Below are 12,088 nucleotides of genomic sequence, written 5' to 3' on the forward strand. Positions count from 1 at the left end.
ATGTCCAGCCTGAAAACAGCGCTCAGCCTGCAGGTGCTGCAACAGCAGCAGTCCGCGCTGCCGCTGGCCCAGCGCCAGGTGATCGATGTGATCCTGCACGACCCCGGTGCTGCCGTACAGGCCACCGTCGAGCAGCTGGCGCTGCAGGCGAAGGTGTCGATGCCCACCATCGTGCGCATGTGCCGCCGCTTTGGCTATGCATCGGTGCGCGAATTTATGGTGGCGCTGGCGCAGACCTTGGCGGTCTCGGGATCGCACCTGCACCGCAGTGTGCAGCAGGACGACTCCACCGCCGAGGTGGTCAGCAAGATCGTGCATGCGGCCGCCGGAGCCATCGCCAACCTGGGCCAGCGCCTGGATGCGGCGCTGATCGACGAGGTGGCCGGCAAGATGGCCAAGGCCTCGCGCATCGATTGCTACTCGGTCGGGGCGGCCTCGTCCTTTATGGCGCAAGAGCTGCAAAGCCGCTTGTTCCGCCTGGGCCTCACCTCCAACGCCATCTTTGATGCGCACCAGCAGCTGGTGTCGGCTTCGACCCTGGGCAAGAACGGCGTGGCCTTTGTGATATCGCATGTGGGGCGCATGCCCTACACCCTGGAGGCGGCGCAGTTTGCCAAGCAGCAGGGCGCCACCGTGGTGGCCCTGACCCAGCCGGACACGCCGCTGGCCGAGATAGCAGACCACGTGCTGGCGGTGACCGTGCCGCAGGACGCAGTGATGCGCGTGGGCACCGAGGCCTACCTGGCGCATCTGGTGGTGATCGAAATCATGATGGTGCGCCTGGCGCAGATTCTGGGGCCGCGCGTGGTCACGGGCATGCAGCAGTACAAGCGGCTGCTGGAGACCCATGGCTTTGACAGCTATGAATACATGGGCTTTCAGCAGCCCGCGCAGCAGCGCACAGGGGGGCCGGTGGCCGATGCACTGGCCCCCACACAACAACAAGGCCCAACCGCCGGCTGATGGCAGCCGGCAGCAGCGCCTGGAGATACAACAATGGAACGCAGAGTGTGGTTGAGCAATGGCACGGTGGTGGATGGCACCGGCCTGTCGGAGTTTGTCGGGGATGTCTGGCTGCAGGGCGAACGCATCATTGGCGTGTTTGCCCGCGATGCTGCGGTGGACGCCGCCCAGCAGGCAGCGCTGGCCGATTGGAAGGCGCAGAGCCCACTGCAGATCGATTGCACGGGCAAGGTGATTGCACCGGGCTTTATCGATGTACACACCCATGACGATGCGGCCGCGCTGAACAGCCCGACCATGCTGCCCAAGCTCTCGCAAGGGGTGACCACGGTGATAGCAGGCAATTGCGGCATCTCGCTGGCACCGGTGGTGACGGCACACCCGCCCGCACCGCTGTCGCTGCTGGGCGACCAGCAGTTCCGCTTTGGCAGCATGCAGGATTACGCTGCGGCCGTGGATGCCGCGCAGCCCGCCATCAATATCGCGGCGCTGCTGGGCCATACCTCCCTTCGTATCAAGCATATGGCCGATCTGAGCCGCCCAGCCAATGCGGCCGAGCGCGAAGCGATGGCCGAGGACATGCAGGAGGCCATGCAGGCCGGCGCGCTGGGCCTGTCCAGCGGCGTCTTCTACCGCGAGGCCTATGCGGCCGACATGCAGGAGCTGGTAGCAGTCGCCACCGTGGCCGCCCGGCATGGCGGCGTCTATGCCACCCATATCCGCGACGAGCTCGAAGGAATTCTGGAGGCCATGCTGGAGGCCGCAGGTACCGCCCAGCAATCAGGCCTGCCGCTGGTGCTGTCGCACCATAAATGCGCGGGCTCAGCCAACTGGGGCCGCACCCTGCAGACCTTGCCGCTGGTCGACAAACTGGCGCAGCAGCAAGAGCTGTCGATGGACGTCTACCCCTACACGGCAGGCTCCACCGTGCTGCGCGAGGACCTGGTCGATGGCGTGATCGATATCCTGATCACCCGCAGCGAGCCCCACCCCGAGGTCGGCGGCCGCTATCTGCGCGATATCGCCAAGGACTGGGGCATCAGCGAGTACGACGCCTGCGTACGCCTCAAGCCCGGCAATGCCTGCTACTTCCAGATGCGCGAAGACGATGTGGAGCGCGTCATCCGCCACCCGCTGGCCATGATCGGCTCGGACGGCTTGCCCAACGATGAGCGCCCTCACCCGCGGCTGTGGGGCGCCTTCCCCCGCGTGCTGGCCATGTACTGGCGCGACAAGGGCATCCTGAGCCTTGCCCAGGCGGTACACAAGATGACGGGCATGTCCGCCCAGCGCTTCCGCCTGGCCGACCGCGGCCTGCTGGCCGCCGGCAAGGCCGCCGATGTGGTCGTGTTCGACCCCGCCCGCATCCAGGACCAGGCCACCTTCGAAAACCCCAAGCAGCGCAGCGTGGGGGTGGAGTCGGTGTGGGTCAATGGCGTGCTCAGCTACACCGAAGAGGCGGGTGCTTTGCCCGCGCGTGCTGGGCGGTTTGTGCGGCGGGCAGTGGCTTAGGTTTCCAAAAAACGGCAGGAGGCGGGCCACCTTCTGAAGATGAGATTCTCTATCGAAATTGTCAAGATGTTGGTAATTTACTATCATTATTCAATTTCTGATAGGAATTCGCATGTCCGGAAAGCCAGCAGCACGAAGAGATGACAAAGTCAATGGCGCGCGAATCATTACGGGCTCCAGTGGCGTATTGATAGGTAACCAAGGTGGCGTGGCATGCTCGGTGTGTCCTGGTGCAGAAGCAGTAGGCAATCCTGTCAACCCGCAGCTAGGCGCCAAGGTCCTGTCTGGCGCGTCTGATCTAGACTTTGCATTGCCAGGCGCCATACCTCTTGTCTGGCAACGCCAGTACAGCAGCTATGTCAACGCGCAGCATGGCGGGTATTGTGGGATGCTGGGCTACGGCTGGGGCCTGCCACTGGATCTGCGCATTTCCCTGCAGGCAAGCGCCACCTTGCTGCATGACAGCCAGGGCCGCACGATCACTTTTGACGCGCTGGCGGCGGGCGAATCCATCTATAGCCCCAGCGAAGATATCTGGCTGCTGCGCTCGGGCAGGCACCCCGGCAATTTGACCAATGATCTTGCGGCCATGACGGGGCCCGCCAAGTTCACGGAGCGCGGCGCAGCGGATAGCTTTGAGGCACCACCTCCCCACAGCCAACAGGCGCCCTTGTGGTGGCAGGGGCGCTTCTCCTGGATCCGGCGCGATATGGCTTGCGGGGATTTGATGATCCTGGCGGCTAATGGGAGCGGGGATACGGTATGGGTATTTGGTCCCGCCAACTGGCAGGCGATTGAGGCGGCGCGCAAGGCGATGAAGGCGCAGAAGGCTGAAGGTAAGCCAGTCACAGTGCAGGAACCGGACATCGATTCAAACTGGATCTTGCTAGGCAAGGTAGACCGGCTGGGCCGCTCCCAGCGCTACTTCTGGACCAAAGTGTTGGGCCAGGAACGCATCACCACTATCGACGATGGCGTGGGCCGGGGCTACCAGCTGCACTACACGCAAGCGCTTGCCGCGCAAGACGCTCAGCACTTTCACCACAAGAGCGCTGACACCGACGACCACGAAGACGAGCACTTCTTTTGGCAAGCCGACACAGGTGTGCGCCTGTCTAAGGTAGATCTGTATCGCGACCCTTTGGCGCCCATGCTGCAGACCAAGTCCACCACCTTGGTGCAGTACAGCTACAGCACTGAGGGTAATCTGGTCTCCGTCACCAACCGCCACGGCCAGGTGGTGCGGCGCTTTGCCTGGCGCAACCATTTGATGATCGCCCACCAAGAGCGCAGCGGGCCAGAGCACCACTATGCCTATGACCGTTATGAGCCAGGCGGCCAAGCAATCGAGCAGCGCAACCAAGAGGGCGTGGACTACAAGTTTGACTACCAAGAGCTACCAGAAGTGGATGGCCAGCCGAGGCGAGCTTGTGTGGTTACGGACAGCCTGGGGCGGATCGACAAATACATCTTCCAAGGCGATGCAGGCTTGGCAAGGTTGGTGGAACACACCCGCGCTGACGGGAGCACCATCAAACGCAAATACAACCAATACGGCCATCTAAGCAAAGTCACCGACCCGCTAGGCCGCAGCGTATACATAGCAGTCAGCCCCATGGGCCAGCTGCTGGCAACGCAAGGCCCAGACGGCTCGCGCAGCAGCCAACGCTTTGACGACACGACCAATCTGCTGCAAAGCAGTACGGACGCGGCAGGCCGTACCACCCACTACGAGTACGACTTCCACAACCGCCTGACGCGGGTGACCTTGCCGGGTGGCAGCAGCGAGCAATACCACTACCCCAACATCACTGGCAGCCCCTCGGACCTGGCGATCCGCGACAATGCCGACAAGCCCATCCGCATCACCGATGCCAATGGCCGCGACAAACACATTACCTACACCCCCACGGGCCAAACCGCCAGCTACACCGACTGCTCAGGCCACACCACCCATTACGAATACAACCGCTGGGGCCAGACCACAACGGTGCGCAATGCGCTGGGCGAGCGGGCGGCTTACGACTACAACGAGCAGGACCAACTGCGGTCCGTTTACTACCCCGATGGGAGCACGGAGCACTACACCTACGATGCCCGGGGGCAGGTAGTCGAAGTAAAGGCCGGGCGTCGTGACGACCGTGATCTCAACAGTCCCAGCAAGAGCCGCATCCCTGTCAGCGCCACCGCGTCCAGCGTGCGGATGGCCTATGACCTCTGGGGGCGCCTCACCAGCCGCAGCCATGCCGGTCAGCATTTAGGCTTTGCCTACGACAGGGCAGGCCGACTGACCCAGCTAACCAATGAGAACGGCGAGCACACCCGCTTTACCTGGGATGTGATGGACCGCCTGGCGCAGGAGACCGGGTTTGACGCGCGGGTGCAGAGCTACGAATACGACGCAGCCGGGCAGCTTACGCAATCCGCAGATGGCTGGGCTGCAGAGCAAAGCCTGGCTGCGCATACCAGCCACTATGAATGGACTATCACCGGGCAATTGGCTGCACGCCATTTACCAGCGACACAACTACTCCCCGCGACTACCCAGCGTTATGAATGGGGCAAGGTAGGTGAGTTGCTGCAAGCAAGTGTGTGGCACCAAATCGAAGCCGATGACGTGGGCCCAAGCCGCCATCCAGCCAAAGAAGGCATCCTGCAAAGCCAGGCCGTCATCGAGCGCGATCCAGCAGGCCGGGTCGTTGGCGAAGTTCAACGCCTCTACAAAGCTCCCACCCCGGATGATCTGCAAGACCGGTTCTTTGCCCCCGAGATCGAGTTTGAACACCGCATTAGCCATCAGCTTGACACCCTGGGCAACCGCCAAGGCAGCCAGCTCCAAGGGCTGGGAGAAGTGGGATACCTGCTCTACGGCGCAGGCCACGTCCATGACATCACCTGGCAAGGCGAAAGCCTCGTCAACTTTGAGCGCGACGCGCTGCACCGAGAAATCCACCGCCAAGTTCTCACCGATATCAAGAACCAAACCCCCGGCGAGACCACCGCCAAGCCCCTCTACCGCAAGCTCGGCTGGGATGCTGCAGGGCGCATGGAAACGATGCAGTGGATGGGTTTGGAGCAAGGCAGTGCGCTGGATGACATGCTCTCCATTCCAGGGGCAGCCCAAGGCGCGGCTACTACCACCCGCGTCCCGCAAACGCTGCTCGGTGCCATGAGCGCCCGGCAGTACTACTACGACAGCCTGGGCCAAATGGTCAGCATGCGCAGTCATGCCGGCATCAGCCGCTTTGCGTACGACGGGGCAGGACGCCTGACCGGCGCCCACACGCCGCATGCCGGATCGCAACGCTGGCAATTCGACCCCGCAGGCAACCGCCTGCCCATCGCAGGCCCCGAGACTAAGCCCGCAACCCCAGACGCCATCACCGGCCACCTCAACGAAACCGACCGCCTGCGCGCCCAGCAACGTGCGGCCACCCAAGCCAACCCCATCACCAAAGAGCAACTGCTGCGCAGCGACTTCAATCCACTGCAGGCGGCTCCTGACCCCGCCAATAACCAGCCCGTGCAAACCAGCAAACGCTGGGCCGGCAACCGCGTGGCGTATTACGAGAACCAGGAAGACGCGAGCAGCCAGGGGGCAAAAATCCACTACCAGTACGACAGCCGAGGCAATCGCACCCAAAGCTTGGATGAAGCAACGGGCCGCAAGCTGGAGCTGATGTATGACAGTGGCAACCAGCTGGTGCAGGTAGTCGTCACAGAAAACGAAAAACAAACCGCCCAGCAGTACCGCTACGACGCCTTTGGACGGCGACTAGTCAAATACAACATGCCGGCCAACTCAGAATCAGGCGACCTGAGCGAGACGGACTACTTCGGCTGGGACGGAGATCGTCTGATTCACACCGAGCGGTACAACAGCGCCAACGTCAAAGATGAAGCCGGCGCAGCGCAACCCGAAGTCATCCACACCATCTACGAGCCTGGGTCGTTTACACCACTCATCCAGCTGCGCAGAGCCAGCAAAGCTCCCCTAGATCTGGGCGAACAACTGCTCGCCAACACCTCACCAGGCGTGGTGCAGGACGCGCTGCGCAGCGCCCTGGCAGATATCAAGGAGCTCAGCGCCACGCTGCCCCAGAACATCGCTTTTAAGTCCATGTCCAAGGATGTGCAGATCTTTATGCGCGAGCAGCTGCAGGAGTACGAGCAAACGTTGAGCGACCAACGCAAAGAAGCTGCAGAAAAAGTTGAGATCCGCCACTACCTCTGCGACCACCTAGGCACTCCCAATGCCTTGATCCGGGAAGACAGCCGGCTGGACTGGGCAGTGCAATTGGATGCTTGGGGGAATGTGCGGGAGGAGCATAACCCGAGTGACTTGTACCAGCCGATTCGGCTGCCGGGGCAGCATGCGGATGGTATTAACCGATTGTATTACAACAGGCATAGATACTTTGACGCGACCATAGGTGCGTATATATCTGAAGATCCAATTGGTCTAAGAGGCGGAAATTTAAAAAAAAGTTATGCTAATTCGAATCCTTTGACATTTATTGATGTGTTGGGATTGCATTCGCGCCGGGACCCGTATGGTCGGACTCCTGAAGCCCTCGGTGCTCGGTTCAATACAATATTTTGTGATGGTGAAACGTTAAAGGTTTACTTGCAGGAGCTAAAGCATGAGCAATGTCCATCAATCAAAATATGTACTACTGAGCATGAGGCGATTCACATCGAAGATGTGTTGAGGGAAAATCCAGATGTTTGCAAAGGAAATGCAGGCTCAGTTATTGTCGTTTCGAATAATAATTCTGAGCGCCTGAAGTCAGAGGAGCGTGCATTCACCAAGGAGATCGAGTGCCTTGAAAGGGAGTCTGAATCAACCTCTCTAACCGATTGCAAAAGCAGGCTGGATTTAAAAAAGGAAGAGCTGGAGTGGCAGTTGAAAAACAAAGTTCTAAAAGGAGACTATCCATGAAATGGTTTAGTCGAATCATCTTGTAGAAGGAAATTAAAGGATTTTTATGGATCCAAAAAAATGTAAATTTTTTGAAATATACATTCAATATACAAATTTATTTTATGCCAATCTAGGGGATGAATAATGCTGTAAGTTTCAAAATGAAATATAAACGCGAAAAATGACATTCATATTTATTATTTTGGTTAATCAGTTGGTAATAATATTCGACGACCCCTGTAGCCGCGATCCCTAATTACTGCCCAGCAGCCGTATAGTGCAGCCGATAATCACTCTGCACAAAGCCAAAGTCAAAGCTCCGCGTCTGCAGATGCTGAGCGGCAACCGTGCTGGTGCCGTCCGCCAAGGGCCCAAACAATGGCAGGCCGCTGCCCAGCAGCACAGGGATGCGGGTGATGGTGATCTCGTCAAGCAGCTGCGCATTGATGAAAGACTGGATCAGCTGCCCACCATCGACATAGGCGGCGCGAAAGCCGCTGGCGGCCAGATGGGTGCAGAGGGCAGGGAGGCTGTCTTTCCACAGCTGCGCAGTGGCGGGGGCGCCAGCGGGCAGGGCGCTCCACTGGCGGGACACGACATAGACCGGCTTGTCATACGGCCAGGCGCCAAAGCCCAGCACCGTCTCAAAGGTTTTGCGCCCCATCAGGATCACATCGACGCCGGCCATGTACTGCGCATAGCCGCAATCTTCCCCTTCAGGCACGGTGGCATTGGCGGCATTGAGCCAGTCCAGGCTGCCATCGGTTTTGGCGATAAAACCGTCGAGGCTGGTGGCGATAAAGCTGCTGCATTGCATGGAGATGTCCTCGTGAAAATTCATACGGAAATCGTGAATTTTAGGAAGACTGACGGGGGCTGATGGCTGAAATACCTGTTTTTTTTTACAGTGGTCATTCTCCCCATTCAAGAATTCGATTTGTATATCAATCCATCCATATAAAACATTGGACGCGAATCGTTGACGCCTGCACCATGCAAGCTAGCCCATAGAGGTCTTATTAAAAACAGGAGACAAAGACATGCAACGACGCCAATGGTGGGCCACGCTGGCCCTGACCGCGATAGCTACCGTAACGACAGCCGCCTATGCCAGCACGGCGCAAGGCAACTACCCCAGCGCGCCGATCACGATGATCGTGCCCTTCGCCGCTGGCAGCGGCACCGATGCGGTGGCCCGGGCGGTGGGCCAGAAGCTGGGCGAGCGGCTGCAGCAGCCAGTGATTGTGGATAACCGCGCGGGCGCCAATGCGCAGATTGCGGCAGGCTTGGTGGCGAAGGCCAAGCCGGATGGCTACACCTTGTTCATGACGACCAACACCTCGCACTCGGCCAATCCGTGGCTAGTCAAAAGCCTGAAGTACGACCCGATCAAGGACTTCACGCCGATTGCCCGTGTCGGGGAGCTGCCGTTTGCGCTGGCGGTGCATCCCTCTGTGCCAGCCGATTCGGTGCAGGCGCTGATCGACTACGCCAAGGCCAACCCGGGCAAGCTCTCGTACGCGACGCCCAACAGCACCTCGCTGGTGGCGTCGGAGACGCTGCGCTTTCTGTCCAAGACCGATATCGTGGGCGTGCCCTACAAATCCAGCCCGCAGGCGCTGACCGACCTGATGGGTAACCAGGTGCAGATGTATGTGGTGGACCTGGGCTCGGGCTGGAGCATGCTCAAGACCGATCGGGTGCGCACCCTGGCCGTGACGGCCGCCAAGGGCAGCAAGATCCTCCCCAATGTGCCGCCCATCGGCAAGACCTTGCCGGGCTTTGACATCACCTCCTGGAACGGCATTTTTGCGCCGGCGGGCACGCCCCCGGAGGTGGTCAACAAAATCAATACTGCCTTGCAGGCCGTGCTGGCCGATGAGGCTGTGCAAAAGCAGCTGGAACAGATTGGCTTTGAAGTCTGGCCCACGAAGACACCACAGGAGTTTGCCCAGTATGTGAGCGAGCAGCTGGCGTACTGGGGGCGCCTGGTCAAGCAGGCCGACATCCCGGCGCAGTAAGCCTGGCTCTGCCCTCGACGCCTTTTGCTAACCCATACAGAATGAACGCCCCACGATGACTTCGCGCTACTTGATCCGTGCCTCCGAGGTAGAGGCCTATAGCCCCGCCAACCATACCGGAACCTTTAACCGCCGCCTGGTGAGCCAGGCCAATGTGGGTGCCCAGCACATGGAAGTGGTGCTGGGCGAGATTGCCAAGGGCGGAGGCGCGCTGCCCCATGCCCATCCCGGCATGGAGCAGGCCTGCTACCTGCTGGAGGGCACGGCCCATGTCGAAGTGGAGGGCGAGGGCTTTGAGATGGTGCCGGGCGATACCTGCTTTTTCCCGGCCGACAAGATGCACATCTTCCAGACCACCAGCGACACGCCTGCGAAGCTGCTGGTGATCTACAGCCCGCCTTATGGCGAGAACCCAGAGCGGGTGCGCCGGCCGGCCTGAGCGGCGATGTGAACCTGCGCCGTGCACGGCACGGCGCCACTGATTGAGTACTGAGGACCGCAACACCATGGATTTCGCCCTGACCGAAGAGCAGCAACAGATCGTCGACGCCGTCGAGAAAGTCTGTGCCCCGTTTGATGCCGACTACTGGCATGCCCGTGACAACGATGGCGCTTTTCCTGAAGATTTTTACCGCGCGCTGGCCGATGCCGGCTGGCTGGGCATTGCGATGCCCGAGGCCTATGGCGGGGCCGGCCTGGGCATTACCGAGGCGGCCTTAATGATGCACACGATCTCGGCCACGGGCGCCGGGCTGTCGGGTGCGTCTGCGGTGCACATGAACATCTTCGGCCTGCACCCGGTGGTGGTCTATGGCACAGACGCGCAAAAGGCGCGCATGCTGCCGCCGCTGATTGCGGGCAAGGACAAGGCCTGCTTTGGGGTGACCGAGCCCAACACGGGGCTCAACACGCTCAAGCTCAAGACCCGGGCGGTGCGCGATGGCGACCACTATGTGGTTCATGGGCAGAAGGTGTTTATCTCCACCGCGCAGCAGGCCAGCAAGATTTTGCTGTTGGCGCGCACCAAGCCGGTGGAGGAATGCAAGGGCACTGAAGGCCTGTCGCTGTTCTATACCGACTTTGACCGCAGCAAGATCGAGGTGCATGAGATTGCCAAGATGGGCCGCAAATGCGTGGACACCAACCAGCTGTTTATCGATGGCTTGCGCATCCCCGTAGAAGACCGCATTGGTGAGGAGAACCGGGGCTTTGAATACATCCTGCATGGCATGAACCCCGAGCGCATTCTGATTGCCTGCGAGGCGATTGGCCTGGGCCGTGCGGCGCTGGGCCGCGCCACGCAGTACGCCCGCGAGCGCGAAGTGTTCAACCGCCCGATTGGCCAAAACCAGGGCATCCAGCACCCGCTGGCTGAGCGCTGGATGGAGCTGGAAGCGGCCTTTTTGCTGGCGATGAAGGCGGCCTGGCTGTATGACCGCCACCAGCCTTGCGCGGCCGAGGCCAATGCGGCCAAGTTCTTGGGGGCAGAGGCGGGTTATAAGGCTTGCGAGACCGCCATCTTTACCCATGGCGGCATGGGCTATGCGAAGGAGTTCCATGTTGAGCGACTGATGCGCGAGAGCTGGATTCCGCGCCTGGCGCCGGTGAGCCCGCAGCTGATTCTGTGCTTTATTGCGGAGAAGGTGCTGGGCCTGCCCAAGTCGTACTAGGTGGCGCCGTGCGCGGCGTGCTGCCGGGCCATGCCCCTCGCCGAGCGGCCAGCCCGCACTGGCTGGGGCATGATACGCAGATGAAGACCCATTTGCTGCGTTATTTTGTGGTGCTGGCCGAGGAGCTGCATTTTGGCCGCGCTGCCCAGCGCCTGGCCATCACCCAGCCTCCGCTGTCGGTCGCGATTAAATCGCTGGAAGAGGACCTGGGTGTGCGGCTGCTGGAGCGTGACGCCAAGCAGGTGCGGCTGACCGATGCCGGCGCGGCTTTTTTGATCGAGGCGCGCCAGGTGCTCAGCCAGATCCAGCGCGCGGCCGATGTGGCGCGCAATGTGGCCCAGGGGCGCCAGGGCCAGCTCGACATTGGCGTGACCGGCTCAATGATTTACCGCGACCTGCCCCATGTGATGCAGGCCTTTGGCCAGCAGCGGCCTGATATCGATATCACCTTGCATGAGATGTCCACCACCGAGCAGCAGGCGGCCATTCTGCGCGGCCAGCTGCAGGGGGGCTTTGTCAATATCATCACGCCCGCGCCGGGGCTGGAGCTGTGGCCGCTGGCGCCCGATACCTTGGTGTGCTGCCTGCCAGACAACCACCCGCAGGCACAGCAAGCCAGCCTGGATTTGCGCAGCCTGGCCCATGAGCGCTTTGTGATGTTTGTACGCGATGTCAGCCCCGCCAATTACGACAATGTGATCGCCTGCCTGCACAACGCCGGCATCCACCCGCGCACCAGCCATGCGGTGCGCCAGTGGTTGGCGGTCATTGCGCTGGTGGCTATTGGCCAGGGCGTGGCTCTTGTGCCTTCTTGCATGCAGCGGGCCGGCATGGCCGGTGTGCGCTATGTGCCGCTGCACAGCAGCCATGGCCAGACAGCGTTGACGCCCGGGGCCTTTGTCTGGCATCCGCAAAGCCGATCGGCGGCGTTGGATGCGTTGGTTGAGGTGATCAAGGCACCCAGGCTAGCAACTGATTAACCGGGGCCGGCTATGCGT

General features: G+C 60.8%; 8 protein-coding genes. 7 read left to right on the forward strand and 1 reads right to left on the reverse strand.

From position 1 onward, the window contains the following. The 3 genes from HS961_RS04945 to HS961_RS04955 all read left to right on the forward strand — a co-directional run bounded on the left by HS961_RS04945 (window position 1) and on the right by HS961_RS04955 (window position 7,417). Window positions 1-963 carry a MurR/RpiR family transcriptional regulator gene (locus HS961_RS04945; protein ID WP_182326646.1) on the forward strand — a complete coding sequence of 321 codons (963 nt, stop codon included), beginning with the start codon at window positions 1-3 and terminating at the stop codon, window positions 961-963. 33 nt (window positions 964-996) lie between these two features. Next, window positions 997-2,475, forward strand: a complete 1,479-nt coding sequence (locus HS961_RS04950; RefSeq protein ID WP_182326647.1) for an N-acyl-D-amino-acid deacylase family protein — start codon at window positions 997-999, stop codon at window positions 2,473-2,475. Between the two features lie 112 nt (window positions 2,476-2,587). Continuing rightward, a complete protein-coding gene (locus HS961_RS04955) occupies window positions 2,588-7,417 on the forward strand; it encodes a DUF6531 domain-containing protein (RefSeq protein WP_182326648.1) in 4,830 nt (1,609 codons plus the stop codon). A 238-nt stretch (window positions 7,418-7,655) separates the two neighbouring features. Here the strand turns inward: HS961_RS04955 and HS961_RS04960 are convergent, their stop codons facing one another. Continuing rightward, entirely contained in the window at window positions 7,656-8,216 is a 561-nt protein-coding gene (locus tag HS961_RS04960) for a dihydrofolate reductase family protein (protein WP_238347797.1), read from the reverse strand. Window positions 8,217-8,439: 223 nt separating this feature from the next. Here HS961_RS04960 and HS961_RS04965 point away from each other — a divergent pair, with 223 nt between their 5' ends. The 4 genes from HS961_RS04965 to HS961_RS04980 all read left to right on the forward strand — a co-directional run bounded on the left by HS961_RS04965 (window position 8,440) and on the right by HS961_RS04980 (window position 12,070). Continuing rightward, window positions 8,440-9,420, forward strand: coding sequence for a Bug family tripartite tricarboxylate transporter substrate binding protein (locus tag HS961_RS04965; protein WP_182326649.1), 981 nt, complete (start codon window positions 8,440-8,442; stop codon window positions 9,418-9,420). Between the two features lie 55 nt (window positions 9,421-9,475). Next, window positions 9,476-9,859 carry a cupin domain-containing protein gene (locus HS961_RS04970; RefSeq protein WP_182326650.1) on the forward strand — a complete coding sequence of 128 codons (384 nt, stop codon included), beginning with the start codon at window positions 9,476-9,478 and terminating at the stop codon, window positions 9,857-9,859. 67 nt (window positions 9,860-9,926) lie between these two features. Then, window positions 9,927-11,090, forward strand: a complete 1,164-nt coding sequence (locus HS961_RS04975) for an acyl-CoA dehydrogenase family protein (RefSeq protein WP_182326651.1) — start codon at window positions 9,927-9,929, stop codon at window positions 11,088-11,090. A gap of 80 nt (window positions 11,091-11,170) precedes the next feature. Continuing rightward, window positions 11,171-12,070: a LysR family transcriptional regulator gene (locus tag HS961_RS04980; protein WP_182326652.1), complete on the forward strand. Its 900-nt coding sequence runs from the start codon at window positions 11,171-11,173 to the stop codon at window positions 12,068-12,070. Window positions 12,071-12,088 lie beyond the last annotated feature (18 nt).

The sequence above is a fragment of the Comamonas piscis genome, from assembly GCF_014109725.1.
Taxonomy (GTDB): Bacteria; Pseudomonadota; Gammaproteobacteria; order Burkholderiales; family Burkholderiaceae_C; genus Comamonas; species Comamonas piscis.

What these genes read in the sequence shown, in the direction of transcription:
- HS961_RS04970 (WP_182326650.1), top strand. Translation starts at nt 9,476, where the DNA reads ATGACTTCGCGCTACTTGATCCGTGCCTCCGAGGTAGAGGCCTATAGC.
- HS961_RS04960 (WP_238347797.1), bottom strand. Translation starts at nt 8,216, where the DNA reads ATGCAATGCAGCAGCTTTATCGCCACCAGCCTCGACGGTTTTATCGCC.
- HS961_RS04965 (WP_182326649.1), top strand. Translation starts at nt 8,440, where the DNA reads ATGCAACGACGCCAATGGTGGGCCACGCTGGCCCTGACCGCGATAGCT.
- HS961_RS04975 (WP_182326651.1), top strand. Translation starts at nt 9,927, where the DNA reads ATGGATTTCGCCCTGACCGAAGAGCAGCAACAGATCGTCGACGCCGTC.
- HS961_RS04945 (WP_182326646.1), top strand. Translation starts at nt 1, where the DNA reads ATGTCCAGCCTGAAAACAGCGCTCAGCCTGCAGGTGCTGCAACAGCAG.
- HS961_RS04955 (WP_182326648.1), top strand. Translation starts at nt 2,588, where the DNA reads ATGTCCGGAAAGCCAGCAGCACGAAGAGATGACAAAGTCAATGGCGCG.
- HS961_RS04980 (WP_182326652.1), top strand. Translation starts at nt 11,171, where the DNA reads ATGAAGACCCATTTGCTGCGTTATTTTGTGGTGCTGGCCGAGGAGCTG.
- HS961_RS04950 (WP_182326647.1), top strand. Translation starts at nt 997, where the DNA reads ATGGAACGCAGAGTGTGGTTGAGCAATGGCACGGTGGTGGATGGCACC.